The 25,813-nt window shown below is 69.5% G+C and carries 21 protein-coding genes, 1 tRNA gene and 1 pseudogene; 13 read left to right on the forward strand and 10 right to left on the reverse strand.

Annotated features, from left to right (window positions below; translation table 11 throughout):
- Positions 1-469: 469 nt before the first annotated feature.
- The 3 genes from AB0N81_RS19440 to AB0N81_RS19450 form a co-directional block, all read right to left on the reverse strand.
- Complete coding sequence (locus AB0N81_RS19440; protein WP_365359802.1) at positions 470-1,345, reverse strand: NUDIX hydrolase; 876 nt, start codon at positions 1,343-1,345, stop codon at positions 470-472.
- Between the two features lie 98 nt (positions 1,346-1,443).
- The gene (locus AB0N81_RS19445) at positions 1,444-1,914 is read right to left on the reverse strand and encodes a RidA family protein (protein ID WP_365359804.1); all 471 of its coding nucleotides are present in this window, start codon (positions 1,912-1,914) and stop codon (positions 1,444-1,446) included.
- The gene (locus tag AB0N81_RS19450; RefSeq protein WP_003975360.1) at positions 1,911-2,072 is read right to left on the reverse strand and encodes a DUF4177 domain-containing protein; all 162 of its coding nucleotides are present in this window, start codon (positions 2,070-2,072) and stop codon (positions 1,911-1,913) included. Before AB0N81_RS19450 ends, AB0N81_RS19445 begins: the two co-directional genes overlap by 4 nt.
- A gap of 82 nt (positions 2,073-2,154) precedes the next feature.
- Here AB0N81_RS19450 and AB0N81_RS19455 point away from each other — a divergent pair, with 82 nt between their 5' ends.
- Together AB0N81_RS19455 and AB0N81_RS19460 are read left to right on the forward strand one after the other, a co-directional pair.
- Positions 2,155-3,135, forward strand: coding sequence for an ArsA-related P-loop ATPase (locus AB0N81_RS19455; RefSeq protein ID WP_365359806.1), 981 nt, complete (start codon positions 2,155-2,157; stop codon positions 3,133-3,135).
- Positions 3,132-4,484 (forward strand): ArsA family ATPase, encoded by a 1,353-nt coding sequence (locus tag AB0N81_RS19460; RefSeq protein WP_365359808.1) that lies wholly within the window; start codon positions 3,132-3,134, stop codon positions 4,482-4,484. The genes AB0N81_RS19455 and AB0N81_RS19460 overlap by 4 nt, the downstream gene beginning before the upstream one ends.
- A 116-nt stretch (positions 4,485-4,600) precedes the next feature.
- Here the strand turns inward: AB0N81_RS19460 and AB0N81_RS19465 are convergent, their stop codons facing one another.
- A complete protein-coding gene (locus AB0N81_RS19465; RefSeq protein WP_030782081.1) occupies positions 4,601-4,945 on the reverse strand; it encodes a WhiB family transcriptional regulator in 345 nt (114 codons plus the stop codon).
- 385 nt (positions 4,946-5,330) lie between these two features.
- On the opposite strand from AB0N81_RS19465, the gene AB0N81_RS19470 reads away from it, so the two are divergent.
- A complete protein-coding gene (locus AB0N81_RS19470) occupies positions 5,331-7,643 on the forward strand; it encodes a transglycosylase domain-containing protein (RefSeq protein WP_365359810.1) in 2,313 nt (770 codons plus the stop codon).
- A gap of 204 nt (positions 7,644-7,847) precedes the next feature.
- On the opposite strand, the gene AB0N81_RS19475 is transcribed toward AB0N81_RS19470, so the two are convergent.
- Entirely contained in the window at positions 7,848-8,312 is a 465-nt protein-coding gene (locus AB0N81_RS19475; RefSeq protein ID WP_365359812.1) for a GatB/YqeY domain-containing protein, read from the reverse strand.
- Positions 8,313-8,439: 127 nt separating this feature from the next.
- Between AB0N81_RS19475 and AB0N81_RS19480 the strand changes: the two genes are divergently transcribed.
- The 4 genes from AB0N81_RS19480 to AB0N81_RS19495 all read left to right on the forward strand — a co-directional run bounded on the left by AB0N81_RS19480 (position 8,440) and on the right by AB0N81_RS19495 (position 11,503).
- Positions 8,440-9,366 (forward strand): metallophosphoesterase, encoded by a 927-nt coding sequence (locus AB0N81_RS19480; protein WP_365359814.1) that lies wholly within the window; start codon positions 8,440-8,442, stop codon positions 9,364-9,366.
- A 131-nt stretch (positions 9,367-9,497) separates the two neighbouring features.
- A tRNA-Pro gene (locus tag AB0N81_RS19485) sits at positions 9,498-9,571 on the forward strand.
- 290 nt (positions 9,572-9,861) lie between these two features.
- Positions 9,862-10,365 carry a DUF4365 domain-containing protein gene (locus AB0N81_RS19490; RefSeq protein ID WP_365359816.1) on the forward strand — a complete coding sequence of 168 codons (504 nt, stop codon included), beginning with the start codon at positions 9,862-9,864 and terminating at the stop codon, positions 10,363-10,365.
- Between the two features lies 1 nt (position 10,366).
- On the forward strand, positions 10,367-11,503 hold the full coding sequence (locus AB0N81_RS19495) for a hypothetical protein (protein ID WP_365359818.1): 1,137 nt from the start codon (positions 10,367-10,369) through the stop codon (positions 11,501-11,503).
- 4 nt (positions 11,504-11,507) lie between these two features.
- Here the strand turns inward: AB0N81_RS19495 and AB0N81_RS19500 are convergent.
- Positions 11,508-11,975, reverse strand: a pseudogene (locus AB0N81_RS19500) (LacI family transcriptional regulator); the annotation flags it as partial.
- Positions 11,976-12,349: 374 nt separating this feature from the next.
- Here AB0N81_RS19500 and AB0N81_RS19505 point away from each other — a divergent pair.
- The 4 genes from AB0N81_RS19505 (at position 12,350) to AB0N81_RS19520 (ending at position 20,265) form a co-directional block, all read left to right on the forward strand.
- The gene (locus AB0N81_RS19505; RefSeq protein ID WP_365359820.1) at positions 12,350-13,546 is read left to right on the forward strand and encodes a DUF4365 domain-containing protein; all 1,197 of its coding nucleotides are present in this window, start codon (positions 12,350-12,352) and stop codon (positions 13,544-13,546) included.
- 327 nt (positions 13,547-13,873) lie between these two features.
- Positions 13,874-14,371, forward strand: a complete 498-nt coding sequence (locus AB0N81_RS19510; RefSeq protein ID WP_365359822.1) for a hypothetical protein — start codon at positions 13,874-13,876, stop codon at positions 14,369-14,371.
- A 453-nt stretch (positions 14,372-14,824) separates the two neighbouring features.
- Complete coding sequence (locus AB0N81_RS19515; protein ID WP_365359824.1) at positions 14,825-19,015, forward strand: WD40 repeat domain-containing protein; 4,191 nt, start codon at positions 14,825-14,827, stop codon at positions 19,013-19,015.
- 431 nt (positions 19,016-19,446) lie between these two features.
- The gene (locus AB0N81_RS19520) at positions 19,447-20,265 is read left to right on the forward strand and encodes a glycosyltransferase family 2 protein (protein WP_365359826.1); all 819 of its coding nucleotides are present in this window, start codon (positions 19,447-19,449) and stop codon (positions 20,263-20,265) included.
- Positions 20,266-20,313: 48 nt separating this feature from the next.
- On the opposite strand, the gene AB0N81_RS19525 is transcribed toward AB0N81_RS19520, so the two are convergent.
- From AB0N81_RS19525 to AB0N81_RS19540, 4 genes are all read right to left on the reverse strand, one after another.
- A complete protein-coding gene (locus AB0N81_RS19525) occupies positions 20,314-21,138 on the reverse strand; it encodes a MerR family transcriptional regulator (protein WP_365359828.1) in 825 nt (274 codons plus the stop codon).
- Between the two features lie 13 nt (positions 21,139-21,151).
- Positions 21,152-22,081, reverse strand: coding sequence for an alpha/beta hydrolase (locus AB0N81_RS19530; protein ID WP_365359830.1), 930 nt, complete (start codon positions 22,079-22,081; stop codon positions 21,152-21,154).
- An 88-nt stretch (positions 22,082-22,169) separates the two neighbouring features.
- Positions 22,170-23,120 carry an FkbM family methyltransferase gene (locus tag AB0N81_RS19535; RefSeq protein ID WP_365359832.1) on the reverse strand — a complete coding sequence of 317 codons (951 nt, stop codon included), beginning with the start codon at positions 23,118-23,120 and terminating at the stop codon, positions 22,170-22,172.
- Positions 23,121-23,174: 54 nt separating this feature from the next.
- On the reverse strand, positions 23,175-24,398 hold the full coding sequence (locus tag AB0N81_RS19540; RefSeq protein ID WP_365359834.1) for an amidohydrolase family protein: 1,224 nt from the start codon (positions 24,396-24,398) through the stop codon (positions 23,175-23,177).
- Between the two features lie 194 nt (positions 24,399-24,592).
- On the opposite strand from AB0N81_RS19540, the gene AB0N81_RS19545 reads away from it, so the two are divergent.
- Complete coding sequence (locus tag AB0N81_RS19545; RefSeq protein ID WP_365359836.1) at positions 24,593-25,042, forward strand: DoxX family membrane protein; 450 nt, start codon at positions 24,593-24,595, stop codon at positions 25,040-25,042.
- A 113-nt stretch (positions 25,043-25,155) separates the two neighbouring features.
- Positions 25,156-25,767 (forward strand): hypothetical protein, encoded by a 612-nt coding sequence (locus AB0N81_RS19550; RefSeq protein ID WP_365359838.1) that lies wholly within the window; start codon positions 25,156-25,158, stop codon positions 25,765-25,767.
- Positions 25,768-25,813: the final 46 nt, after the last annotated feature.

Below are 25,813 nucleotides of genomic sequence, written 5' to 3' on the forward strand. Positions count from 1 at the left end.
CGGGGGCGCCTTGTGCGGGCTCGCCTGTTGTTCGTCTGTGGGGCGGGGCCGCGGGCGTCTGCGCGTACGCGCGGGGCTCTCGCCTGCTGTGCGTCTGTGGGGCGGGGCCGTGGGGGTATGTACGTACTCGCTATCCCTGCGTCGCGCCTCAAGTCCAAAGACGCCAGAGTGTGCTCGGTGCTCCGTGCGCACATACCCCCACGTCCCCTCCGGCCGGTTGCGCGACTGCGGCCCGTCGCCACTTCTGCCCTTGGCTGGGGTTGGGGCTTGCCCCCGACCCCCGCCCCTGGGCTCCTACCTGGCAGCTGCGTCGCGGGGCCAACGGGCGGGTGGGTGGGATACATCCGCCGCGGAGCGGCGGGCTTGGTGCTCCTACGCAGGCAGGACGTCGCGGGGCAACGGTCCCCACGGCCCCCGGCCGGGTGGGGCTTCTGCTGCTCCTCGGGGGCCCGGAGGGGCGAGGAACGTGTCACTGGTTGGTGCCGGTGGGAATGTGCTTGGTGAACTCGTCGTGGCCCGGCCAGGTGAGGACCACTGTGTCGTTCTCCAGGCGGGCCCGGGCCAGGACCGGGGTCATGTCCTGGGTGGGCGCGGCGGCCAGGGCGGCCTGGGGGGTCTCGTGAGGGCTCAGGGCGCGGAGTGTGGCGATGGTGGGCGGCATCATGAGGAGGTCGCCCTTGTCGTAGCCGGCGGCCGCCTCCGCGGGGCGGATCCAGACCGTGCGGTCGGCCTCCGTGGAGGCGTTGCGGGTGCGCTGGCCCTCAGGAAGCGCGGCCACGAAGAAGAACGTGTCGTAGCGCCTCGGTTCGAACTCCGGGGTGATCCAGCGGGCCCAGGCGGCCAGGAGGTCGCTGCGCAGGTACAAGTCGCGCCGGTCCAGGAAGTCCGCGAAGGAGAGGTCGCGGGCCACCAGTGCCTCGCGGTCCGACTCCCAGTCGTCGCCCGTGGTGTCGCCGACGACCGTCTCCGGGGTCCGGCCCGCGAGCAGGACGCCCGCCTCTTCGTACGTCTCACGGACCGCCGCGCAGACGATCGCCTGGGCGGCCGCCTCGTCGTCGACGCCCAGGCGGGCCGCCCAGGACGCGCGTGAAGGGCCCGCCCAACGCACCAGGTGATCGTCGTCGCGCGGGTCGACGCCGCCGCCCGGATACGCGTACGCGCCCCCGGCGAAAGCCATGGAGGCGCGTCTGCGCAGCATGTGTACTTCAGGTGCGCCGGTCCCCGCGCCGTCCCTGAGCAGCATGACGGTCGCGGCGCGGCGCGGTGTGGCCGGAGTCAGCTCGCCGCTCGCGAGGGCGCGGATGCGGTCGGGCCACTCCGGGGGGTACCACTGCCCATTTGCCATGGGCGGAGGCTATCCCCTGGTGGGCTGATGTTCGAGAGGCAACAATCGGGCTCTACGGAGGGTGGGGAGGCCTGAGCCGCCCACTCCGGAGAGGCCGCTCACGCCTCTGTGAGCTCCACCTGGAACTCGACCTCCACCGGTGCGTCCAGCGGCAGCACGGCGACGCCCACGGCGCTGCGGGCGTGCACGCCCTTGTCGCCGAGGACCTCTCCGAGGAGTTCGCTGGCGCCGTTGATCACGCCGGGCTGGCCGGTGAAGTCGGGGGCCGACGCGACGAAGCCGACGACCTTCACGACGCGCGCGATGCGGTCCAGGTCACCGGCGACCGACTTGACCGCGGCCAGCGCGTTCAGCGCGCAGGTACGGGCCAGGTCCTTGGCCTCCTCGGGGGTGACCTCGGCGCCGACCTTGCCGGTCACGGCGAGCTTGCCCTCCACCATCGGGAGCTGGCCCGCGGTGTAGACGTACACGCCGGACTGGACGGCCGGCTGGTACGAGGCGAGCGGCGGCACGACCTCCGGCAGCGTCAGTCCGAGTTCGGCGAGGCGGGCCTCGACTGCGCCGCTCATGCCTGCTTCTCCCGCTTCAGGTAGGCCACGAGCTGCTCGGGGTTGTTCGGCCCGGGCACGACCTGGACCAGCTCCCAGCCGTCCTCGCCCCAGGTGTCCAGAATCTGCTTCGTGGCGTGGACGAGCAGAGGCACGGTTGCGTATTCCCACTTGGTCATATGGCCGACTGTAGTCGGTGTGAGGGGCTGCTCAGGGTGGGCTCCTGCATGGTCCGGGCGGCGACTGGTTAGGCTCGGAAGGGTGAGCAGGCTCCAGGTCGTCAGTGGCAAGGGCGGTACCGGCAAGACCACGGTGGCCGCGGCCCTCGCGCTCGCCCTCGCGACGGAGGGCAAACGCACCCTCCTCGTGGAGGTCGAGGGCAGGCAGGGCATCGCGCAGCTCTTCGAAACCGAAGCGCTGCCCTATGAGGAGCGGAAGATCGCCGTCGCTCCCGGGGGCGGGGAGGTGTATGCCCTCGCCATCGACCCCGAGCTGGCGCTGCTCGACTACCTCCAGATGTTCTACAAGCTGGGGGGCGCGGGACGGGCCCTGAAGAAGCTCGGGGCCATCGACTTCGCCACCACCATCGCGCCCGGCCTCAGGGACGTGCTGCTGACCGGCAAGGCCTGCGAGGCGGTGCGCCGCAAGGACAAGAGCGGGCGGTACGCGTACGACTGCGTCGTGATGGACGCCCCGCCGACCGGGCGCATCACGCGCTTCCTCAACGTGAACGACGAGGTCGCCGGGCTCGCGAAGATCGGGCCGATACACAATCAGGCGCAGGCCGTGATGCGGGTCCTGAAGTCCGCCGAGACGGCCGTGCACCTGGTGACCCTGCTCGAAGAGATGCCGGTCCAGGAGACCGCCGACGGGATCGCCGAGCTGCGGGCCGCGCAGCTGCCCGTGGGGCGGGTCGTCGTCAACATGGTGCGCCCCGTCCTGCTGGGCGGCGACTCGCTGGAGCTCGGCCTCGACCGGACGCCGCGCGCGGCCATCGCCAAGTCGCTGTCCGCCGCCGGGCTCGGCGGGGCGCGGCGCGGCGGCGGCGCCGAGCGGCTGGTCGACCCGCTCCTCGAGCAGGCCGCCGAGTACGCGGAGCGGTACGCCCTGGAGCGCGACCAGCGCGCCCAGCTGACCGAGTTCGGCCAGCCGCTGCACGAACTCCCGCTGCTCCCGGGCGGGATGGACCTCGCGGGTCTCTACGAACTCGCCTCGGCACTGCGGAAGCAGGGGATCGCATGACGACCGGCCAGAAAGCGGAGCGGACGCTGGCCCCCGGGCGCGCGCTGGACGTGGACGCTCTGATCGACGACCCGAAGACCCGCATCGTGGTGTGCTGCGGCTCCGGAGGCGTCGGCAAGACGACCACGGCGGCCGCCATCGGGCTGCGCGCGGCGGAGCGGGGCCGCAAGGTCGTGGTGCTCACCATCGACCCGGCGCGCAGGCTCGCCCAGTCCATGGGCATCGACTCGCTCGACAACGTTCCGCGGCAGGTCAAGACCGTCGACGGCAGCGGCGAGCTGCACGCGATGATGCTCGACATGAAGCGCACCTTCGACGAGATCGTCGAGGCGCACACGGACAGGGAGCGCGCCAAGGCGATCCTCGACAACCCCTTCTACCAGTCGCTTTCGGCGGGCTTCGCGGGCACGCAGGAGTACATGGCGATGGAGAAGCTGGGGCAGCTGCGGTCCAGGGACGAGTGGGATCTGATCGTCGTGGACACGCCGCCCTCGCGTTCGGCGCTGGATTTCCTCGACGCTCCGAAGCGGCTCGGTTCCTTCCTGGACGGGAAGCTGATCCGGCTTCTGATGGCGCCGGCGAAGGTGGGCGGCCGGGCCGGGATGAAGTTCCTGAATGTCGGCATGTCGATGATGACGGGCGCCCTCGGCAAGCTGCTCGGCGGGCAGCTGCTGCGTGACGTGCAGATGTTCGTCACGGCGATGGACAGCATGTTCGGCGGCTTCCGCAAGCGGGCCGACGCGACGTACCGGCTGTTGCAGGCGCCCGGCACGGCGTTCCTGGTGGTGGCTTCGCCGGAGCGGGACGCGCTGCGGGAGGCCGCGTACTTCGTGGAGCGCCTGGCCGCGGACGACATGCCGCTGGCGGGTCTCGTGCTGAACCGTGTGCACGGCAGCGGCGCCGCCCAGCTGTCCGCCGAGCGGGCGCTTGCCGCCGCGGAAAATCTTGAGGAGAGCGGCATTGTGGATCAGGGGGACGGGAAGGTAGGTCTTCGTAACTCCCCCGAGAATGACGCGACTTCAGAGAATCCCGAGGCTCAACCGGCGTCCGAGACTCCCCCGGCGCCCGAGGCTCGCGAGACGTCCGAGGTTCCCGAACCGTCCGAGGTTCCCGAACTATCCGAGGCCTCCGAACCGTCCGAGGCTTCCGAACCATCCGTCGAGCAGCTGACCGCCGGCCTGCTGCGGCTGCACGCGGAGCGCATGCAGCTGCTCTCCCGCGAGCAGCGCACGCGCGATCGCTTCACCGCGCGTCACCCCGAGGTGGCGGTGGCCGAAGTGGCCGCGCTGCCCGGGGATGTGCATGACCTTGCTGGGCTCCGGGCCGTAGGGGACCGGCTGGCAGGCTGACGGAACGTGGGGTTCATCGGCCCGGATGCCCTGACACGGGGCTCCTCGCCCCGTCCGCGACCTTGCCCGGCTCGCCTGGAATCACCGGCTCGCCCGGCTCGCATCGCCCCGACGGCCTACCCCACCGCCGCGTAGCTCTCGTACGTCTCCTCGTCCTCCAAGTCCACGGGCAGCAGGCCCGCGCCGCGCTCGTACTCGGAACGCGCTGTCTCCAGGAGCCTGCGCCATGAGGTGACGGTGGGACGCCTGCGCAGCAAGGCGCGGCGCTCTCGCTCCGTCATGCCACCCCACACGCCGAACTCGACGCGATTGTCCAGCGCGTCGGCCAGGCACTCGGTCCGCACCGGACATCCGGTGCACACCGCCTTGGCCCTGTTCTGCGCTGCTCCTTGAACGAACAGTTCATCCGGATCGGTAGTGCGGCAGGCCGCCTGCGCACTCCAGTCGGTTACCCAGCCCATACCGGCGCCGTCCTCTCCCGAATCGAGGCTCCCCCACGGCGGCAGCGGCATATGCACCGCCGCCAGTTGAGGACGTTACGGAAGGTGGGCACAGCGCAACACCCCCTTCGGGCCCAATCTTGGATGGCCCGAACGGACTATGCGTAAGCGGCAGATCACCCGACGGAGTGAGCCGACGACATCCGTGAGGAACCCGGCATTCCGGGACAGTTCAGTTGAGTCACAACGGACGCCGAGCGCCACATAAGGCGAATTCGGACATGAAATCCGTCGGATCCGGGAGCGATGCAGGGCTTGTTGCCGAACCGCACTGCTGTGACAGTTGTGAGCAGCTTAGGCCAAGGCATTAAGGCCTGTCCGGCGAATCAGAACGTAGGCTGCCCTCATGGGAAAGAAGCGCTCGGGCGGTGGTCTGTCACCTACTCAGCAGGCCGCGAAGTTCCTAGGAGTCAGCGTCCTGGCGGGTGCGGTGCTGGCCGGGATCGCCCTGCCCGCGGCCGGGGCGCTCGGCCTCGCGGCCAAGGGCTCGGTCGAGGGGTTCGACGAGATCCCCGCCAACCTGAAGCAACCGCCGCTCAGTCAGCGCACCACGATCCTGGACAACAAGGGCGGTTCGATCGCCACGGTCTACTCACGTGACCGCACGGTCGTCCCGCTCAAGGACATCTCGCCGTACATGCAGAAGGCGATCGTCGCGATCGAGGACGCCCGCTTCTACGAACACGGGGCGGTCGACCTCAAGGGCATCCTGCGCGCGCTCAACCAGAACGCGCAGAGCGGCGGTGTCTCGCAGGGCGCGTCCACGCTCACGCAGCAGTACGTGAAGAACGTCTTCGTGGAGGAGGCCGGCGACGACCCGACGAAGGTCGCCGAGGCCACGCAGCAGACGCTCGGCCGCAAGATCCGCGAGCTGAAGTACGCGATTCAGGTCGAGGACAAGCTGGGCAAGAAGCGCATCCTCAAGAACTACCTGAACATCACGTACTTCGGTCAGCAGGCGTACGGCATCGAGGCCGCGTCCCAGCGGTACTTCTCCAAGCACGCCAAGGACCTGAAGGTCCAGGAGGCCGCGCTCCTCGCCGGCATCGTGCAGTCGCCCAGCAGGTACGACCCCGTCAACGACGCGGCCGAGGCCACCAAGCGGCGCAACGTGGTGCTGCAGCGGATGGCCGACACGCACGACATCTCGCAGGCGGACGCCGACGCGGCCAAGAAGACCGACCTCGGCCTGAAGGTGAGCCGGCCCAAGAACGGCTGCATCACCTCGGTCAGCGGCGCCGGCTTCTTCTGTGACTACGTGCGTGAGGTGTTCCTCAACGACCCGGTCTTCGGCAAGACGAAGGAGGAGCGGGCCAAGGTCTGGAACCGCGGCGGCCTGAAGGTCCGCACGACCCTGGATCCGCAGGCCCAGGACTCGGTGCAGGCCTCGATAAAGGATCACGTGAACAAGACCGACGAGGTGGCGACCGCCGCCACCATCGTCGAGCCGGGCACGGGCAAGATCCTCGGCATGGGCCAGTCCCGTCCCTACGGCTTCAAGAAGGACGAGACCACGATCAACCTCTCCGTGGACGACTCCATGGGCGGCGGTGCGGGCTATCAGCCCGGTTCGACGTTCAAGCCGATCGTCGCGGCGGCGGCCCTGGAGGGCGGCAAGTCGGCGGGGCAGAGCTACTCGTCTCCGTACGAGATGCCGTATCCGGAGCGGGTGTCCGCCTGTGACGGCAAGCAGTGGGTGAACTCGGGCGGCGACAAGCTGACCAACGAGAACGAGTCCGAGGTCGGTCCGTACGGCATGAAGGAAGCGACCGCGAAGTCGGTCAACACCTACTACGTGCAGCTCATCGGCGACATCGGCATCTGTCCTGTGACGAAGATGGCCGACAAGATGGGCGTCGAGCGCGCCGACGGCAAGGAGATGATCCAGGCCCCGTCGATCGCCCTCGGCACCCAGGAGATGTCACCGCTGACGATGGCGGGCGCGTACGCGACGTTCGCCTCGCGCGGCACGTACTGCACGCCGATCGCCATCGAGTCGATCACGACGCTCGGTGGCAAGTCGCTGCCGGTGCCGAAATCGACCTGCTCGCGCGCCATGTCGGAGAAGACCGCCGACACCATGAACACACTGCTCCAGGGCGTGGTCGAGGACGGTACGGGCAAGAAGGCCGGTCTCGGCTCCCGCCAGAGCGCGGGCAAGACGGGTACGACCGACTACCGCTACGCCGCCTGGTTCGTGGGCTACACCCCGAACATGTCGGGCGCGGTCTGGGTCGGCGACCCGATGCACAAGCGGCCGATGACCAACATCACCATCGGCGGCGTCCCGTACGACAAGGTCTACGGTGGCGAGGTGCCGGGCCCGATCTGGCGCGACGCGATGAGCGGCGCCCTCGCGGGCAAGCCGGCGCCGAACTTCAACACCGTCCACATCCCCGGCGGGGACAAGGACAAGGACCGGGACCACGGCGGCGGCCACGACGACGGCAAGCCGGGTGACGGCGGTGGCAACGGAGACGGGGGCGGCGCCGTCGGCGGCGGTCACGGTGGTGGCGGCAACGGCGGGGGTGGCGGGGGCGGTGACCCCTGGCCCGACATCTCGATCCCGCCGGACGTCCTCGGCGGCAACGGGAACGGTGGCAACGGGGACGGCGGGAACGGCATCGGCGGCGGGATCGGCGGCGGCTGGCCGCGGTAGTCCCGGCCCGACGGCCCTTCCTGTACGTGGAGGCCCGACGATCCCTCCTGTACGTGGAGGCCCGACGATCCCTCCTGCACGTGGAGACCCGACGGCCCCTCCTGCACGTGGAGACCCGACGGCCCCTCCTGCACGTGGATGAGGGCGCCCCCTGCTTCAGGGGGCGCCCTCATCTGCGTACGGGTGCCGGTCGGCGGCGTGCTCTCAGCCCGCGAGGAGCTTCTTGACCACGGCGGCGACCCGGCCGCCCTCGGCCAGACCCGCGACCTTCGGGTTCACGATCTTCATGACCTGGCCCATGGCGCGCGGCCCCTCGGCGCCCGCGGCCCTGGCCTCCTCGACGGCCTGGGCGACAATCTCCCGGAGCTCGTCGTCGGAGAGCTGCTTCGGCAGGTACTCGGCGAGGATCTCGCCCTCCGCCTTCTCCTTCGCGGCCTGCTCGGCGCGGCCGCCGTCGGCGAAGGCCTCAGCGGCCTCACGGCGCTTCTTCGCCTCGCGGGCGATCACCTTCTGCACCTCGTCGTCGGAGAGCTCGCGCGCTTCCTTGCCCGCGACCTCCTCCTTCGTGATGGCGGTGAGGGTCAGCCGGAGCGTCGAGGAGCGCAGCTCGTCGCGCCCCCGGATCGCGGCGGTGAGGTCATCCTGCAGCTTCGACTTGAGCGTGGTCATGGGTTGATTGTGGCAGGTGCGGATGATTCTCCGCCCATCGATTTCCTTGGGGTGCGGGCCGGTTGCCGCGGGCCGCACCCCAACGCCCTCCGGATTCCGGAGGTCCGGGGTCTGAGACGATGGGGTGATGCGCGCGCGATACGCAGTACCCCTGGGCATCACGGCGACGGCCGCGGCCGGCCTCGCCTACTCGGTGGGCTTCGAGGCCCGTTCCTTCCGGCTGAGGCGGGTCACGGTGCCCGTACTGCCGTCGGGGATGCGTCCCTTGCGGGTCCTCCAGGTCTCCGACATCCACATGGTGTCCGGACAGCACAAGAAGCAGCGGTGGCTGCGCTCGCTGGCCGGACTGCGCCCCGACTTCGTGATCAACACGGGCGACAACCTGTCCGACCCGGAGGGCGTCCCGGAGACGCTGGACGCGCTCGGCCCGCTGATGGAGTTCCCCGGGGCGTACGTCTTCGGCTCGAACGACTACTACGGTCCGAAGCCGCGCAACCCCGCCCGCTACCTCCTCGAGAAGGTCCAGGGCAAGCACGGTCTGAACGGGAACCCGCCCGCGGTCGGCGTCATCCACAACCCGTGGGAGGGCCTGCGCGACGGTTTCGACGCCGCGGGCTGGGTCAACCTCACGAACACGCGGGGCTCCCTCAAGATCGACGGCTACGAGATCGCGATGACGGGCCTGGACGACCCGCACATCAAGCGCGACCGGTACGCGCACGTGGCGGGTGGTCCGGATGCCGGCGCCGACTTCTCCATGGGCATCGTGCACGCCCCGTACCTGCGCTCCCTGGACGCCTTCACCGCGGACGGCTACCCGCTGATCCTCGCCGGCCACACCCACGGCGGACAGGTCTGCATCCCCTTCTACGGGGCCCTGGTCACCAACTGCGACCTGGACACGGACCGCGTGAAGGGTCTCTCCAGGCACGAGTCGGAGGGGCGGACGTCGTTCCTCCACGTGTCGGCGGGGTGCGGGGCGAACCGCTACACGCCGATGCGGTTCGCGTGCCCTCCGGAGGCGACGCTGCTGACACTGGCGCCGCGGACCTGACACGGCTTCCCCGGCCTCCCCCGGGGGCCCCGGCCCCCGGGCCGGGAAACCGGATTTCGTCTCCGGCCGCCGGTCCGCTAAAGTAATCGATGTCGCCACGACCTGCACCACAGGCAGTGGGCCAACGACATCGGGGTGTAGCGCAGCTTGGCAGCGCGCTTCGTTCGGGACGAAGAGGTCGTGGGTTCAAATCCCGCCACCCCGACAGTGAAGTACCAGGTCAGGGGCCTGATCCGCATCGCGGGTCGGGCCCCTGACTCGTTCCCGGAGATCGTTTGGGAGAAATCTGGGAGAAGATCTTGGTCGGGGTCTCCCAGACGGTCCTGCATATCGCACCCAGCGCACATCAGCCCTCACGCCGCTGAACCTGTGCGTTCGCCAATCGGTAAACCATGGTGCCCGCGACAGGGGCGCCGGAAGATGGCCCGCGTACGCGGTATTCCCTCACTTGCAGATCCCACTTATCCTCGCGATCACGCTACCGGGGGGGCGAGCATGGCTGCTGAGGCAACGAGCTGGCAGAAGGAGCAAGTCAGTCGCGCTTACGTGCATGCCTTAGCAACGCAAGGCGGGTACACCATCTGCGACTGGAACGTGGACAAGGACGGGGTCGACGTCACACTCCGTTCCCGCGGCCTCATGGTCGATATCCAGCTCAAGTGCACACAGAGCCCGCGCACTATCAGAAGCGGCTACAGCTTCAACCTGGACGTTGAGACCTACGACAAGTTACGTGACCCAGAGCGCTCAGCGCCTGGTCACCTTGCACTGCTCATAGTTCCGCCCGACATCGGCCGCTGGGTCGTCCACCAGCCGGATTCGATAGTGCTTGCTTGCCACGGCTACTGGTCCTCTCTCTACGGGATGGGACACGCCCCTGGTGGCTCCACCACCGCAATCCACCTTCCTGAGCACCAGGAGCTCACCGTGAAGGCCATGGGGACCATGTTCGATGCTGCGCGTCGCATGACCAACAGCGCTGGTCTGGGGTTGAGCTGACATGGCGGACATCCCCCCAGACTTTGGCCCCGAAGAGATTCGCAGCTACCTCAAGGTCACCGGATGGGCCCCGGTATCGGGCGGGGACGTAGCCGAACTATGGAGCCTTCCAGGGCCGGCGGACGAAGTCGTCCTGGTCCCGATGAAGCCCGGCGCACCAGACTTCGCCAAGAGGGCTCGGATACTCACCCAGGACCTGGCAAGGGTCGAGTTCGAAGACGTCCAGACAGTCCACGACGCCATCGCCACGGTCTACAACGACGTCACTGACCTCCGGGCCTCCCACCCATCAATGAGCGACGGATCGATCCCGCTGGAGTCCGGGTACGAACTCTTCGTCTCCGCCAAACGACTTCGGGTGGCCTCAGCCGCGGCAACGATCCGGCGCCAAGGGCACTTCCGGAACTTCCCGACTCGGGCACGTGATCAGGCGCGAGAGGTTCGCCTGGGCCAGACTCGTCGCGGCTCCTACATCGTGCCCATCATCAGCCAGGCACGCTCCCCCGAGGACGTCTACTCACCCCGTCAGGATCACATCGACGTCCAGGTCGAGGAGACTCTTTTCGACCGCCGGGTGACTGCCACGATGTCTCGCGCACTAGGCGTACTTGAAGACATGGCAGGCGCTGACCACGAACCCACGCCCAGCGAGATCAATGACTCCATCGGCGAGGGGGTCTCCTACGAACTGTGTCAGGCCCTCGCCAAAGTCGTGAACACCGAGTCCGTCAGTGCGCTCGACGTGGCATTCAACTGGTCCCGCGTAGCTGCACCACCGCCAGGTACGCCAGCGCGCGTTGAGTTCAACCGCGATGCGATCGAGATCGTCGACCTGGTGTCCGAACAACTCAAGACCAAGGTCTACACGCGGGAGCACTTGATCTACGGCGTGGTCACAGACCTCAGTCGCCACCCCGATGACGACACCGGGCGCGTCGGGGTCCAAACGCTCATTCAACGCCGCAGCCGCACGGTATGGATGGACCTCGCTGACAGCGACTATCACACGGCCGTGCACTGCCACGATGCCGGAATCCCCGTCCGAGTGAGCGGCATGCTGACCAGCCCACCCGGCGGGCTCGCCCGCATGAAGGTCACCGGCTTCGGACCTGACCCATCGCTGGGAGCAGACGACTAGCAGCTCAAAACGACGAGGCGGGACTGTCCCAACGACAGTCCCGCCTCTCGCGACTTGCTAGCCGCTCTATCCCCCTCGACCTCAGCAGGCGATCGAGAACACGCACTGGCGAGGTCGAGCACATGACCCGACGCGCATCGAGCGCCGCCTCCCACCGTTCGGTAAGGCCGACCGTAAGGCGCCTGCGCATGCCTGGAGTGACGTGCGCATAGCGTGCAGAGACCGAGCCGTCGATGTGGCCCACGCGTTCGTCCATGAGGGCCTTCTCGGTGCCGAGGTCCTCCATCATCGTCCGGTGGGTGTGGCGCAAGCCGTGAGTCGTGACGCCCTTGGCGATCAGAGGCCGGCAGGCGTCAGCCCGTTCGCTGGCATTGCGTCTTTGGGCCGGGACGCCGAGCCACCGCTCGCCCAGGATCGGGATGGGCCGCGCCTCCTGTGGAGCCTTCTTCGGGTACCAGTTGGAGACCACCGGGTAAACAGCCAGGTCGCAACGAGCTGGGCGTCTTGGTCACCGCTGATACACAAGTGTTCCTACGAAAGGATGCGCCCGGCAAGCACAGCGGCCGGTTGCCAAACTCCCAAGCCCCTAGCGCGGGCTCACTTCGTGCCACCGCTCATGGATGAAAGGCCCCACGGTCAACGACCTGAGCCTTCGTTGTGTCGGCTGTGCCAAGCCCTCATCGCCATTGGCTCCGAGCCCCCGTCCCTTCAAGGCACGATGTCAGAGGCGTGAGGCATGGTGACCTAGGAAGACACCGTCCTGGGCCCGCCTGGGGCAAGCGAGGAACCTCCGGAGAATGTGGCATGCCAAAGATCTCAAAAGGACGGCGCGTAGGACAAGCTGCCGTGAATGCGCTGCGCGCCCTACTCGAAGAGCACGATCACATCGTTCAAGAGATATCCGGGCAGAACGACTTCGGCGAGGACTTCTATGTCACCTTCACCGACAACGGGGAGGTCACGAGCGACACGATCAAAGTCCAGGTCAAGGGTGGGGACAGCTGGCGCCGAGGCAACGGCTACGCGGTGCCCATCGACCGGCACGGCGACACCTGGGCGAACGGGAACATCCCTGTCTACTGCGTGGTGTACGACCCGGACACCACGAGACTGCACTGGGCGAATGCCACCCACCAGCTCCGCCGGTTCGGTCCACTCAATCCGCCACGATTCATCGGCGTCAGCCCCAACGCGGTACTGGACGGCACCACCATGGAGTCCTTCGTCGCTCATGCCCGCCGCTACGTCGGACGTTATCGAGGCCGACAAGCTGTCCTCACCCACCTGGGCGAGATGTCCGGAGTCGAATTCGACCCGGCGGACCACGTTCTGCACTTCGTCAATGGCGACGACGAGGACCTCATCTTCTGGAAAAGCCCAGGGGACGCTGTGGCGACTCTGCTGCTCAGCACCCAGGGCTGGGAGCCCATTTGGGTCAGCCTGGAGTCCCTGATGCGCTCCGAGCTTCCAGTGCCGGAGGGCAAACAAGGCAGCGGACCCGCCGACCCTGACCTGTGGTCCGCCGAAGATCTGGAGCTGAGCCGATCCGAGATCATGTGGGCAGCCTCGTGCTTCATCTCCACTCGGCAAGCCGACGAAGGGCCTGAGGGCGACCTCTTCGAACCTATGGAATGCAAGGGGTGTCCGAGCTGCACAGGCGAGGAGTCCGAGGAGCATGGCAAGATCGAGGCGGACGTGATCCACGATTACGTCCTCGCCCGCATTCTCGACCGGATTGAAGCCGAGCCCGACCTGATAGCGCGCTCGATCCTGGCCATGCGAGAGGACGGCGAACTCGAACCAGAGATTGTCGCCGAGCTAGGCCCTCTCGAAACTGAGCCACACATCGTCCGCCAGGTGAACAAGCTGAGCTGGGCGAAGGTGGCCGGTGTGGACGACATCGAACCAGAGGCATTCCGGCTGGCCGTCCTGTATCTCATCCACCGCATCTACGTCGGTGGCCCCTCGCTCCCCCTTGACGAGCAGGTCCGAATCGTCTGGCGCATCCCCGAACCGGAACCCACCGTATCCAAGCGTGTCTGAAACAGTGGGGCTCCAGGCTCCGGATGGGGACAAGCGTCTCCTGGGCAAGGCTCGTCGCTGCTGGGAGCCATTCGGGAGCCGACTCGCTCCCCAAGTCCCCGCAAAACCATTCCAAATCTATTCGTAACAACCCCCTGGCCAGGGAAAATACCTCCAAGCTGATGGCCATCTCCACCGAACCTCATTCAGGACGAAGAGGTCGTGGGTTCAAATCCCGCCACCCCGACAGCTGAAACACCAGGTCAAGGGCCTGATCCTCTCTGAGGGGCAGGCCCTTGTCGCGTCTCTGGAGATCGCGGAGAAGCCGAACGAGCCGAAGGCCGACTGATGCCGGACATCGATTTCTACGTGACCGCGGCCCTGCGGAACGAGGTGCTCGACATCCCCCTCGGCGCCCCTCCGGAGGTCTGGGAGGAGGGGCTCGGAGGCGACTTTCTGGACGACGTCACGAAGTCTCACATGCGGCGCGACTATGGGCTCGTCGAAGTCGCCTTCACCAGGCGCGACGGCCGCTGGGAATCCGTGTCGGCCTCGCTGCAGATCCATCGGCTGGCTCACGGCCTCGCGGGGGTGGTTCCTCCTCCGCTCGCACGGTCGTACGGGGAGTTCGCGGAGCACGTGCATTTCGACCGGTTCCGGGCAGCGCTACAGGCTCGGGGAGGAGTCCTTGAAGAAGTGGCTGGTCGCTCCATGGGTGGGTTCAGCCATTTCCGGGAGGCCGCGGTCCGCTCCTCGGTGTACGTCGAAGGAGATCCGCCTCATGGCGGGCTGGAACCCGCGACTGTCTGGTCGATCGTCCTGTGCCGACTCCCGCATAGCGGATGAGGCGGTGCCCCTCCGGTGGCCCCTTCCGGAGCAGGGCCGCGTCGGACCGGTGCCGGTCCCTCCCCTCGTGGGGACCGGCACCGATCGACGCGTACAGCGCCGATCAGTGGAGGAAACTCCGTTTCGGCGCGGATCAGGGGATGTCCGGAAAGTCTTTGATGTGGACGAGATCCGGGTATGGCTCGCTGCGCTGGACTCTGGGGCCACGCGACGAGCCCGTCGTCACTGTGGCGCGAGCCGGGCTCAGAATCGTCGGTGGCGTGTGCCGCCTCGGCGAGCACCGGACCGGTGACCTGCCAGGACGCTGCGTGGTGGGTTCGCTACTGCGACGAGATCCTGCCAGTTACGGGTCCCGCAGAGGAGGTGGCCCCCTCGTCCGGACACCTTCGCCGCAGGTCAGCCGTATAAAGTGAGTTTTCCGGTCCGGATGTTCAGGCGCGGCGGAAGTAAGGGGTGGAGGCCTTGAGTTCCGACTCAGGGGCACGCACGAGCTTCGCGGAACGTCTCGCGCTGCTGTACAAGGAAGCCGGTAACCCGCCCCTCAAGCGTGTGGCCGAAGCGGTCGTCCGGCTGCAGCGGGTCGATGAGCGAGGGCGGCCCGTACGGGTGTCCGCGCAGCGGATCAGCGACTGGCGGCGGGCCAAGAACGTGCCGGCCCAGTTCGCCGCCCTCGCCGCGGTGCTGCACGTGCTGATTCCCGAGGCGCGACGGGAGCGGCCCGCGCCCGTCTCCGTCGGTCTGTACGACATGGCGCAGTGGCACCGTTTGTGGGAGCGCGCGGTGGCCGACCCGGTCGGAGAGCGGGCCCCGGGGTCGGCGGAGGACGGGGACGGGAGCGGCGGCGAGGCTCCGGAGGTCCAGAGCGTCTGTCCGTATCGGGGGCTCGCTTCGTACCGTCAGCAGGACGCCCAGTGGTTCTTCGGCCGGGAGCGGAGTACGGAGGCGCTCGTCTCGCAGCTCCGCGCGGCGGAGGGTGCGGGCGGTCTCGTCATGCTCGTGGGCGCGTCCGGCGCCGGGAAGTCGTCGCTTCTGCACGCCGGGCTCGTGCCCACCCTGCGCAACGGTGCGCTGTGCGATGGGGACGGCCGGGCCACCGGGCCGATCCTGCAGCTCATGCCGGGAAGCGATCCGCTCGGGGAGCTCATCCGGCAGATACCGGAGCTCGCGCGCGCCGTCCCGAAGGACGGCACGGTCGGTGCGGCTAGCGCGGTCGGCGCGGCTGGCGCGGCCAGCGCGGCCAGCGAACCCGGTACGGTCGGCGAACCCGGTACGCCCGAATTCGCCCGAGTTGTACGGGAGTCCGTCGTCGCGTGGGCGGAGCGGACGGCGTCCGAGTCCGGGTCCGCGTCCGGTTCCGGGTCCGGGCGTGAGGGCGGCGTGGCGGGGAGCACGCCTCCGGCCACCCGGCCGGTCGATGCGCGGGCAGTCGATGCCCGGCCGGTCGATGCGCGAGCAGTCGCCGCGCGTCCCGTCATCATCGCGGACCAGTTCGAGGAGACCTTCACCCTCTGCCCGGACGAGACGGACCGGCGTACCTTCATCCAGCTGCTCCACGCCGCCTGCTCCCCCGCCGACGGCGACGACCGGGCGCCCGCGCTCGTCGTCCTCGGCATACGCGCCGACTTCTACGAGGAGTGCCTCGGCTACCCCGAACTGGCCGACGCCCTCCAGCACCGGCACATGGTGCTCGGCCCGCTGACCACCGCCGAGCTCCGCAAGGCGGTGACCGGACCGGCCAAGGCCGTGGGTCTTGAACTGGAACCGGGCCTCGCGGAGCTCATCGTCCGGGAAGTGTGCACGGACGGGCCGCGCGGGGCGCACGACGCGGGAGTGCTGCCGCTCCTGTCCCACGCCCTGCTCGCCACCTGGCAGCGGCGGAAGACGGGGCGGCTGACCCTGGCCGGATATCGCGCGGCGGGCGGCATCCAGGGCGCGGTGGCGGCGACCGCCGAGCGCGCCTGGTCCGCCCTCGACCCGGCGGCCCGCACCGCCGCGCGGCTGCTCCTGATGCGGCTCGTCCGGCTCGGCGAGGACACCCAGGCCACCCGCAGACGGGGGACGCGCCGCCAGCTCGCGGAGGAGTCGACGGACCCCGACAAGACGGAGGAGTCGCTCGAGGCGCTGGTCCGCGCCCGGCTCGTGACCCTCGACGCGGAGACCGTGGAGATCACGCACGAGGCGCTGCTGCACGCCTGGCCGCGGCTGCGCGAGTGGATCGACGAGGACCGCAACGACCACCTGCTGCGCCAGCGGCTGGAGGAGGACGGCAAGGCGTGGGAGGAGTCGGGGCGCGACTCGTCGCTGCTCTACCGGGGTTCCCGGCTGGAGCAGGCACGCGCCTGGGCGAAGAGCGCGGGTGACACGTATCTGACGCGGGGCGCCGTGGAGTTCCTCGCGGCTTCGGGCAGGCTGCGCAGGCGCATGGTCTGGCTCAGCCGCGGCGCGGTGGCGGTCCTGGTCGTTCTGGCGATCGTGGCCGTCGTATCGGCGGTGAACGCGCGGCAGCAGCGGGACGACGCGGTGTTCGAGCAGGTCGTCGCGGAGGCCGACCGGGCCCAGCGCGCGGACTCGTCCCTGTCCGCGCAGCTGGATCTGGTGGCGCACCGCCTGCGGCCCGACGACGAGGGCATCCAGAACCGGCTGATCTCGATCGTGAACGCGCCGCTCGCCACACCGCTCCTCGGTCACAAGGGTGCCGTGTACCTCACCTCGTTCAGCCCGAACGGGCGGCTTCTGGCCACCGCCAGCTACGACCGGACGGTCCGCCTGTGGGACGTCTCGGACCCGACGCGCGCGAAACCGCTGGGCAAGCCCCTCACCGGGCACAGGAGCTGGGTGAGCACCGCGGTGTTCAGCCCGGACGGCAAGACCCTCGCCAGCGCCTCGGACGACGGCACGATCCGGTTGTGGGATGTGCGGGACCCCCGCCACCCGCGGCTCCTCGGCCAGCCCGTGCCCGGGCGCGGCGGCACGATCTACCTGCTCGCCTTCAGCCCGGACGGGCGCACCCTGGCCGCCGCCAACGAGGATCACGCCGTACGCCTGTGGGACGTGGACGAGCCGGCCCGGCCGAAGGCGCTCGCCAAGCTGACCGGCCACACCGCCGCCGTGCGTTCCGTGGCGTTCGGTCCCGACGGGCGGACGCTGGCGGCCGGTGGCGACAACGGCGTGATCAGGCTGTGGGACACCGATGATCCGCGCCGCCCCGAGCCCATCGGCAAGGTGCTGCGCGGGCACGCCGGCACGGTGCACTCCGTGGCGTTCAGCCCCGACGGCTCCACTCTCGCCAGCGGCGGCTCGGACAGCACCATCCGGCTCTGGGATGTCAGGGACCCCCGCCGCGGCAAGGCGCTCGGCACGCCGCTCACCGGCCACACCGGTCCGCTGTGGTCCGTGGCCTTCAACCGGGCGGGCACGATGCTCGCGGCGGCCAGCGCGGACAGCACGGCGAGTCTGTGGAACGTCCGCGATCCGGCGCATCCCTCGCAGGTCGGCGAGCCTCTCGCGGGCAGCAGCGGGGAGATGTACGCGCTGGGGTTCAGCCCGGACGGGCGGACGCTCGCCACCGGGACCGGCGACAACAAGGTCCGGCTCTGGTCGGTCTCGACGGCGGACATGCTCGGACGTATCGGGGCGTTCCGTCCCGACGGGAAGGTGCTCGCGACGGCCGGCCGGGACGAGAAGGTCCGGCTGTGGAACGTGCGGCGTCCGGACCGGCCGGTGGCGCTGGGCGAGCCGTTCCGGCCCGGGGAGGGCAACGTCCGCTCGCCGGTCTTCTCCCCCGACGGCCGCACCCTCGCGGTGCTCACGGGAAACCACGCGGTGCGGCTGTGGAACGTCGCCGATCCCGGGCGCCCCGTCCCGCACGGGCCGCCGATCGCGCTGCGCACGCGGTTCGCGGCGGCGCTCGCCTTCAGCCCCGACGGGCGCACGCTGGCGACTCCCCAGACCGACCGCACCATCCAGCTGTGGGACGTCCGCTCGCCGTCGCGCCCGCGCAGGCTCGGCCCGCCGCTCACCGGCCATCAGGGGTACGTCAACTCCCTCGAGTTCGGCAACGACGGCCGGACGCTGGTCAGCGGCAGCGCGGACGGCACCGTCCGGCTCTGGGAGGTGACCGACCCGCGTCGCGCCACTCCGCTCGGCAAGCCTCTCAAGGGGCATCAGGGCCCGGTCAACCAGATCGTCCACAGCCCGGACGGCCGCACCCTGGCCAGCGGCAGCGACGACGGTACGGTCCGGCTCTGGGACATCAGCGACCCCCGCAGGCCCGCGCGGCTCGCCGCGCCGCTGACCGGGCACACCGATGCGGTCGTGTCGGTGACGTTCAGCGCGGACGGCCAGATCCTGGCGACCGGCGGCAACGACAACACGGTGCGGCTCTGGGACGTCGACGACCCCTCGGAGGTCTCGCCCATCGGCCAGTCGATGAGCCCCAACGCCAAGACGGGCAGTTTCCTGACGTTCAGCCCGCAGAGCCACATGATCGGGGTGTCGAGCGGCACCGACACGGTACGGCTGTGGGACCTGGACACGGATGACGCCGTACGCCGTATTTGCGCGACCACGCGGGGTGTTCTGACGCGGGAGAAATGGGATGAGTATCTGCCCCGCCTCTCGTACGACCCGCCGTGCGACGAGTAACGGCCGACTGTTTCTCCCCTCCACTCCTCACGTTTGCGCACCCGTTCGCTCTCCTGTTAAACGTTCCGCTGGCTCGAATCCCGTTGTCCTGGCGTGAATCCCGCCGTCCCGCACGAATCAGCCGACGTGATCCCGATCACAACTCCATACTTTGGTCGCAGAGTTGACTCCCGCCGCGCAATAAGCCTTGTTACTGTTGTCCGCAGAGCCCGATCGCTGGTGCATCCCCCGTCGCCAGCGGTCGGGCCCTTCCATGTCCGGACACCCCCGTGACCTCGGGGATCACCCTCCGCAGCGCATCCAATTACCGGGCGCTATTCGGGCATACGCGATGCCCGTTCGGGCGTTCAGGATTTAGAACGCGAGATCGTTTCGTACCGAAACTTCTTGACGCTCAGTGGCTCCTCTTTAGGAGTCGTAGGGTGTGGCCCATGGTGAGCCAGGCGCCCAAGGCATACGAGGAGATCGCGGACGACTTCCGCCGCAGCGTGCGTCGGCGCGTCATCATCGTCACCGCCGTGCACGCTCCCTCGGCCCCGTTCCTGCCGGACGCCTACGAGTCGCTCCGCCGGCAGGAGCTCCCGGCGGGGTGGGAGTGGCACTGGCTCATCCAGGAGGACGGCAGGGGCGACCAGGTCGCGCCGCATGTCCCGGACGACGAGCGCGTGACGTTCCGCCAGGGGCGGCCCGGCGGCCCGGGGGTCGCGCGGACCATGGCTCTCGCGCACGCCGACGGCGAGTACGTGAAGGTCCTGGACGCCGACGACCGGCTCGCTCCCGGCGCGCTGGCCCGCGACCTCGCGGCGCTCGAGGCGGACCCGGCCATCGGGTGGGCCACCTCACGGGCCCTCGACCTGCTCCCCGACGGCTCCACGGCCGGGTTCCCCGGCGATCCGGAGCACGGGCCCGTCGAGCGCGGCACGGTGCTCGACCACTGGGCGGAGCACGACTACCGGGCGCCGGTCCATCCCGCGACGCTCTTCGTCCGCCGTGACCTGCTCGTCGCCTTGGGCGGCTGGATGGCGCTGCCAGCCTCCGAGGACACGGGGCTCCTGCTGGCGCTCAACGCCGTGGCCCGCGGCTGGTTCTCGTCCGAGGTGGGCCTCTTCTACCGGAAGTGGGAGGGCCAGGCGACCGGCCAGAGCGCCCATGTCGACACGGGTGAGCGGGCCGCGCGGATGGCGGTGGTGGAGGCGCGGGCCAGGGCGCTCGCCACGTACGGGTGGCGCTTTTCGGGCACCGCCGGCTGAACAGCCGGCCGCCCGCCCCTTCCCTCCTCCCCCCCCGGCCATGCCCTCTCAGCTGTCGCGTCCGGCGGCCCTGCGCTGTTCGGCGCGGTGGTCGAGCGTCTCGACGATGCGCTGCCAGGCCGGTGACGCCTCGGAGATCCGGGACGAGACCAGCCGCACGTGCCCAGGCCGGGCGCCACCCCGTTCGCCCCGTTCACCCCGTTCGCCCCGTTCGCCCCGTTCATCCTGTCCATCCCGTTCGTGCGCGATCTCCCAGGCGTCCAGGTCGTCGATGAGCCGGTCCAGACGCGGATCGTGCACGTCCCAGTCGACGGACCGGTCGCAGGCGAGATACAGGCGCACCGTCTCGGGGTCGTCGAGGGCGGCGTTCTTGTCCCGGAGCCGCTCCGGCACGACGTGCGGGTCCAGGGCCCGCATCAGAATCCACGCGTCGCGTTCGAGCCGCACTCTCCGCTCGCTGACGCCGAGGTCGCGCATCCGGTTCAGGATGGCGACCACCTCGGGCGGCAGGACGAGGCTTTCGCCGCTGTCCAGTTCGGTGATCCGGCGGCGGTACTCCGTGAGCTCGTCGATCCTGCGCCGCAGTTCGGCGTCGATGTCGCTGACGGCCGCCGCGAACTCGGCGGGCCGCGCGTGCAGCAGCGCGTCGATACGGGCCAGTGGCACCCCGGCGTCGGCGAGGGTCCTGATCCGGATGAGGTCCACCGCCGCCTGCGCGCTGTAGCGGCGGTAGCCGGAGGCGTCGCGCTCGGGCTCGGGCAGCAGGCCGACGTGGTGGTAGTGGCGAACGGTGCGCACGGTCACGCCCGCGGTGGCGGCGAGCCGTCCGATCGTGAGCACCGTCCCCCTCAGCTCTTCGTCGTCGTACGACATGGTCGCGTCGAGTCTAGAAGCCTGCCGCGCGGGCCAGCACGTCCCGGATCGCCCGGACCACCGCGTCGGGGCGGTCGAAGCAGAGCCGGTGGTGGGCCGTGTCGGAGATGACGCGCTGTTCCCCGTGCGAGACGGCGCTCACCAGGGCCGCGTCCAGCTTCGTCCTGCCGTCGAGCATCTCCCGCAGCGTCCTGTCCGTCGTCAGAGTCTTCTGAGCCGGGTCGGTGCCCACCACGGTGAGGGCGACCACCGGGACGTCGGGAACGCCGGGGCCGGCCCGCAGTTCGGTGGCGACGGCGGCCAGCCCGGTGCGCTCGGCGAGGCCCGCGCGGGTCCACGCGTCACTTCCCTTGGCGTCGATCAGCGCCTCGCGCACGTGCTCCGGGTACTCCGCGAGCAACTCGGCCCTCATCTCGTTCATCGCCGGGCGCATCCGCTCCAACTGCGCCCGGTCGGGCCCCATCCGCTCGACCGCGGCCAGCCTCGCCTCGGGCGGCATGACGTCGTCCCAGTCGCGGTGGAGGGCGTCCATCCAGACGAGACCGGCCACGTCCTCCGGATACAGCTGCGCGAACCGGTGCGCGTAGAAGCCGCCGAGGGAGTGCGCCGCGAGGACGTAGGGGCCGGGGATGTGCTGGGCGCGCAGCAGCTCGTGGAGTTCCGTGGCGACCGCGGTGGCGGAGCGGGGCAGCGGCAGGGGGTCGCTGTAGCCCGTGCCCCCACGGTCGTACACGACGGCCGTGGTGAACTGCGAGACCTCCTGTTGTACGCCGAAGTAGTCGAGGCCGACCGCGCTCGCGCCCGGCAGGAACACCACGGCCGGTCCGCCACTGCCCGACCGGTGCACGTAGAGGCGGCGGCCGTCGATCTCCTGGAACCCCCCGACCGGCGGCGCGGGCAGGACCGAGGGGGTGTTGTCGTTCGTGATGCTGTCGTTCGTCATGCGATCAGGTTCCAACCCTGACGCAGGGGCAAGGTCAACCCCGTCCGTCCAGAACCTTCCGTCCAACCCCTTCCGTTCGGGCTCCCGTTCAGACCAGCGTCTCGGCGTCGGTCCGGGAGAAGATCAGGTCGCTCTCACCGGTGACCGGTCCGCGCATCCGCACGGGGGGTTCGGGCCTGCGCAGGGCGCTCGGGTAGCTCTCGGGCGCGTAGTCGTTGGCCAGGCGGTACGTGTGGAAACCATGGGCGCGCATCGTGTCCAGCAACTCGTCCACGGAGTCGCCGAGTTGCTCCATGCGCTCCGGAGTCACCTCCACGGTGATCTCCGCGTCGGGACGGAGCTCGCCGAGCATCGGGGCGAGCCCGCGGACGACGCCGCCTTCCGCGCCCTCCACATCGATCTTGATCACCCGGGCCCGTGCGATCTCGTCGGTCTCGAGGAGCTCGGGCAGCGGGCACGCCTGCGTCTCGAAGGTGGACTCCGCCGGCCCGTCCCAGGGCACGATGCTGTTCGCGCCCATGTTGCGTGAGCTCGCGAGGACGAAGGTGAGCGTCTTGTGGCTGTCCGAGACCGCGGCGTTGACCGCGCGGATGTTGTCGCACCTGTTGAGCCCGGCGTGCCGGAGCACCCGCTCGTGGAAGACGGGGGACGCCTCGATCGACACCACCCGCCCCGTACGCCCCACCAGCCGGGAGCCGTAGACGCTCAGGAAGCCGATGTTGGCGCCGACGTCGACGAAGACGTCCCCGGGCCCGAGCCGGGTCGCGAGCCAGCGCATCATGTGCGGTTCCCAGGCCCCGTACAGGTAGATGTACCGCTGGATGAGGTCCTGGGTGTCGACGGCGAATCTGGCCCCGAACATGGCTTCGACCACCCGTCGGCGAGGGTTCTCGCGGAGGTGTGGGTTCAGGAACTTCGCCGCGAGTGCCGCTTTGCCGAGGGTGCCGGGCGCGTCACGCACGTACCGGCGCCCGAGCGTGACGAGGGTCTCCGAAAGGGGGGTGCTCGTGCGGGACGCGCTCATGTGGGGGGTGCTCATCCGATCGCCTCTCCGTCGCGGTCGAATGAACCGTATCCGCCCCCCGGTCGCCGCCTACCTGCCGGTCCGGTCGAACGGCAGGTCCAGCATGCGGATCGCGTTCCCGCGCAGCAGTTTGTACTGGATCTCGGCCGGCAGGTGGCCGACGTGATCGGCCGCGACCTCCTTGGTGTGCGGCCAGGTCGAGTCGACGTGCGGGTAGTCGGTCTCGAAGGTGGCGTTGTCGACGCCCACCGTCTCGATCGCCTCGATGCCGTGCTTGTCGCGGAAGAAGCAGCAGAAGATCTGCCGGTAGTAGTACGTGGAGGGCGGCTCCGGGATCAGGTCCTTCACGCCGCCCCAGGCCCTGTGCTCCTCCCACACGTCGTCGGCGCGCTCCAGGGCGTACGGAATCCAGCCCATCTGCCCTTCGCTGTACGCGAGTTTCAGCCGCGGGAACTTCACCAGGACGCCGCTGAAGAGGAAGTCCATCATCGACGCCATCGCGTTGTTGAAGGAGAGCGACGCCTGCACCGCGGGCGGCGCGTCGGGGGACGCGGCCGGCATCTGGGACGACGAGCCGATGTGCATGTTCACGACGGTCCCGGTCTCCTCGCAGGCCGCGAAGAACGGGTCCCAGTATCCGGAGTGGATCGACGGCAGACCCAGATACGTCGGGATCTCGCTGAAGGTGACGGCCCGCACCCCGCGGGCGGCGTTGCGCCTGATCTCGGCGACGGCGAGGTCCACGTCCCAGAGCGGGATCAGGCAGAGCGGGATCAGCCGGCCGCCGCTGTCGCCGCACCACTCCTCGACCATCCAGTCGTTGTACGCCCGGACGCAGGCGAGGCCGACCTCCTTGTCCTTGGCCTCGGAGAAGGTCTGCCCGCAGAAGCGGGGGAAGGTCGGGAAGCAGAGGGACGCCTCGACGTGGTTGAGGTCCATGTCGGCGAGGCGGGCCTGCGGGTCCCAGCAGCCCTTGCGCATCTGCTCGCGGGTGATGCCGTCCAGCGTCATCTCGTCGCGCGAGAAGCCGACGGCCGCGATGATGCGCTTGTACGGGAAGATGTTGCCCTCGTACTCCCACCAGTCGGTGATCTGGCCCGCCGGGTCCGTCGTGAATTTGTACTTGCCGCCGATGTACTCCAGCTCGCCGATGCCGGCCGTGAAGGGCTTCGGGCCCCGGTCGCGGTACTTGGCGGGGAGCCACTTCTCGAAGAGGTGCGCGGGCTCGATCACGTGGTCGTCCACGCTGATGACCCGGGGGAGTTCCTTGGTGCCGACCTCGCTGCTGACCACTGTTGTGCCCCCTACTGCCTGCCGGTTTCCCCGACCCAAATCTGACGCTCCATCAGATTCCATCGAACCGAGGTTATGGCCTCCCATGGGTGACGGCAAGCGCCCGCCCGCAACTGGGCCCCTTGCGCGTTCCGACCCGATCCGCTGAACTGACGCCCCGTCAGTTGATGGCGGCGGCCTCGGGAGGGCGCGCGATGCAGACGATCTGGCTCGGCGGAGCCGAGTGGGTGGCCGTACTCCGGATCGGGATCGGCCTGTGGTGGCTGGAGAGCTGGCGCCACAAGGACAAGAAGGAGTGGTTTGGAGGCGGAGGGATCGGCTGGGCGGCGGGGATCGCCGAGAAACACCGGTGGCCGGTCGTGCGCAAGGGGTTCGACACCATGGTGAAGCCCCGGCCCCGCCTGATGGCGTACGTCGTCGCCTACGCCGAACTGGCCCTCGGCCTCGGCCTGATCCTCGGCTTCCTCACGCCGATCGCGCTCGTCGGCGGACTCGTCCTCAACCTGATCTACCTGGTCCTGATGATCCATGACTGGGCCGAACAGGGCCAGAACCTCATGATGGCGCTGGCCTCACTGGTCGCCTTCTTCACCTGGAGCTGGCAGACGTGGTCACTCGACTCGGCCCTCGGCATCCTCGTCTGACCGCGAGCCGCCCGTCCACGGGCGAAGTACCGCACGCGTATGGCCTGTTGCCGCCGTAGCTGCCACCCTGCCCGTCACCCGGCACCGCCCACCCCGCGGACGAGGAGATGACGATGAGCGACCGCACCCACGAAGAAGAGGTCTCCCCCGGAGCGGAGCCCGACGCGCCCCTCGCCGCGGGCCCCGAACCGCCCGTACAGGCTGGACACACGTCCCTGCGGACCGGACACGCGTCCCTGCGGACCGGGCACGCCGCACGCGCCAAGAGCGCCGCCCTCCGCACCGCCGCGATCCACCACTACGTCGAACAGCACGGCGCCGAGCAGAACACCTCCTGGAAGACCGCCCACGCGGCCCGCGTCTCCGCCCAGGCCCTCGCCGTGCTCTCCGAGAGCGCCCCCGACCCCGCGGCGGACTCCCGCTGCGCGCGCAACGCCGCGGCCGCCGCCGCGCAGGCCGCCCAGATGGCCCGGCTGCACGACGGCGACAGCGAGCCCGCCGCCACCGCCTGCCGCGCCGCCCTCAAGGCCTCGCAGGCCGCCGCGACCGCGGCGGGCCGGGACGCACTCGGCGCGGACGAGACGCTCAACGTCGCGGCGGACGAGGCCGAGGCGGACGCCGTCGCCGCCGCGGAGCACGCGGGCTGGATGCAGCAGGGCCGGCGCCTCCCGGAGACGCCGACCGGCCTGCGCAGCCCGGAACTGATGTCGATGATGCACTTCTGAGAGACGACGTGTACGACGGGCGGCGCACCGGAGGGACGACACACCG

Source organism: Streptomyces sp. NPDC093510 (genome assembly GCF_040683555.1).
Lineage (GTDB): Bacteria > Actinomycetota > Actinomycetes > Streptomycetales > Streptomycetaceae > Streptomyces.